This window comes from Halorubrum sp. AJ67, from assembly GCF_000513435.1.
On the sequence record NZ_CBVY010000012.1, the window covers coordinates 82,032 to 83,810 of the forward strand.

The 1,779-nt window shown below is 67.7% G+C and carries 2 protein-coding genes; one reads left to right on the top strand and one right to left on the bottom strand.

What is annotated here, in order from left to right; translation table 11 throughout:
• Positions 1-231: 231 nt before the first annotated feature.
• Positions 232-1,356 carry an ORC1-type DNA replication protein gene (locus BN903_RS10690; protein ID WP_048077715.1) on the top strand — a complete coding sequence of 375 codons (1,125 nt, stop codon included), beginning with the start codon at positions 232-234 and terminating at the stop codon, positions 1,354-1,356.
• Positions 1,357-1,368: 12 nt separating this feature from the next.
• Here the strand turns inward: BN903_RS10690 and BN903_RS10695 are convergent, their stop codons facing one another.
• Entirely contained in the window at positions 1,369-1,629 is a 261-nt protein-coding gene (locus tag BN903_RS10695; RefSeq protein ID WP_048077716.1) for a hypothetical protein, read from the bottom strand.
• Positions 1,630-1,779 lie beyond the last annotated feature (150 nt).

Sequence of the window (1,779 nt, forward strand, 5' to 3'; positions counted from 1 at the left end):
ACCGTCGAAGCGGCGTTCGAGCGCCGTGTCCACCGCTCGCTGACGCGCCACGTGTTGGTGTTGCGCCGCGGAGACGCGGAGGCGGGTCGGCCGGACGCGACCGATCTCTCGGCGGACCGAGAGTGAACGAGCGATCGCCGGAATCGCGCCGATCGGGCGCTCGTGCGACAAGTTTCAGTTTCGCTTCGGCTCCGGGCAACGGTTAAGTGCGCGGCCTCTCGTGGTACTCGCATGACCGGGGACGCCGGAGACATGCTCTCGTGGGACGAGTCGGTGTTCCGCGACGAGTCGGTGTTCGAGATCGACCACGTCCCCGAGACGTTCCGCCACCGCGAGAGCCAACTTGAGAACCTCAAGTACGCGCTCCGCCCCGCGGTCCGCGGCTCCCGCCCGCTCAACACGATGGTTCGGGGCCCGCCCGGGACCGGCAAGACCACCGCCGTCCAGAAGCTGTTCGGTGAGCTGGGCGCGCGGACCGAGGTGCGGACGGTCCGGGTCAACTGTCAGGTCGACTCGACGCGCTACGCCGTCTTTTCCCGGCTGTTCGAGGGGATATTCGAGTACGAGCCGCCCTCCTCTGGCATCTCCTTCAAGAAGCTGTTCGGGCAGATCACCGACCGGCTCGTCGAGGAGGACGAGGTCTTGGTCGTCGCCTTGGACGACGTGAACTACCTCTTTTACGAGAACGAGGCGTCGGACACGCTCTACTCGCTGCTTCGCGCCCACGAGGCCCACTCCGGCGCGAAGATCGGCGTGATCGTCGTCTCCTCGGACCTCGGGCTCGACGTGATCGACGACCTCGACACGCGGGTCCAGTCCGTCTTCCGCCCGGAGGAGGTGTACTTCCCCGTCTACGACGCGACCGAGATCTACGACATCCTCGCGGAGCGCGCCAAGCGCGGCTTCCACGAGGGGGTGATCGGCGACGCCGAACTGGAGCGCGTCGCCGACCTCACGGCCGACAGCGGCGACCTCCGCGTCGGGATCGACCTCCTGCGCCGGGCCGGACTCAACGCCGAGATGCGCGCCTCGAAGACGGTCTCGGAGGAGGACGTCGAGGAGGCGTACGACAAGTCGAAGCACGTCCACCTCTCGCGGTCGCTCCGCGGGCTCTCGGAGTCCGAGCGCGACCTCGTCCGCGTCCTCGCCGAACACGACGGCGAGCGCGCCGGCGCGGTGTACGACGCGTTCAACGACGCGACCGGGCTGGGGTACACCCGCTACTCGGAGATCATCAACAAGCTCGACCAGCTCGGCGTCATCGACGCGGAGTACGCCGACGTCGACGGTCGCGGCCGCTCCCGCGAGCTCTCCTTGGCCTACGACGCGGAGGCCGTCTTGGACCGGCTGGAGTAGGCGGCGTCGGGGTCACCGCTCATCCGCGCCGCGCGCCGTCTCGTATCCGGTCGCCCACGCGAGGGTGCCGACGGCGAGGATCGCTATGGTCTCCCAGTCCGAACCGACGAGGGACTGCGCGACGATGGACATGGCACCTATTGAGACGCTGACGTACACGCCTTCAGGGACCCCGAAGGGGAGTCGACCGCGCGACTGGAGCGCCGCGGTCACGAACGTCGCACCGAGGAGCGTCAGACCGAACAGCGTGAGGGCGACCATCGCTGTGAGCATGCGTTTGACTGATCACCCCGTCGAAAATATTTTTCGGAGAATACGTAGCCGGATCAAACCGCCGACGCCTTTTCAACGAACCCCGCCCGCACCTCGCCCCATGAAGACGAGCGGCGGGAGCGACGCGGCGAAGCGACGCGCCGGCGAGTC

Coding starts and splice junctions, on each gene's coding strand:
- BN903_RS10690 (WP_048077715.1), top strand. CDS start 232: ATGACCGGGGACGCCGGAGACATGCTCTCGTGGGACGAGTCGGTGTTC.
- BN903_RS10695 (WP_048077716.1), bottom strand. CDS start 1,629: ATGCTCACAGCGATGGTCGCCCTCACGCTGTTCGGTCTGACGCTCCTC.